This is a genomic window from Bacteriovorax sp. DB6_IX (assembly GCF_000447775.1).
In the GTDB taxonomy this organism is placed as follows: domain Bacteria; phylum Bdellovibrionota; class Bacteriovoracia; order Bacteriovoracales; family Bacteriovoracaceae; genus Halobacteriovorax_A.
Genome location: NZ_AUNJ01000160.1, coordinates 1 through 266 on the forward strand (window position 1 = coordinate 1; position 266 = coordinate 266).

Below are 266 nucleotides of genomic sequence, written 5' to 3' on the forward strand. Positions count from 1 at the left end.
GTAAGACACTAAATGTTCGATCAGAAGAATTGGATACTGTACTGTTTAGAGCTTCAAAGAATGAGAAAGTTAAAATTTTCCAGTCATGGGACACTGAAGATACGAAAGTAAAGGTGATTGATGGCGTGGAGTATACCTTTGTAAAAGTTGAATTTGCTGATCGCGAAGAATCTGATCAAAAAGTTGGTTGGATAGCGGAGAAGTTTATTTCACCATTTGGTCAATGCCGTTACCAAATTGAGAAGAAAGAAAGAGGAATTCCTGTT

1 protein-coding gene is annotated in these 266 nt (G+C 36.8%); it reads left to right on the forward strand.

The genetic code is table 11. The features are described 5' to 3' along the window. On the forward strand, positions 1-266 hold a 266-nt coding region (locus tag M901_RS04680), incomplete at both ends, for a hypothetical protein (protein ID WP_034720422.1).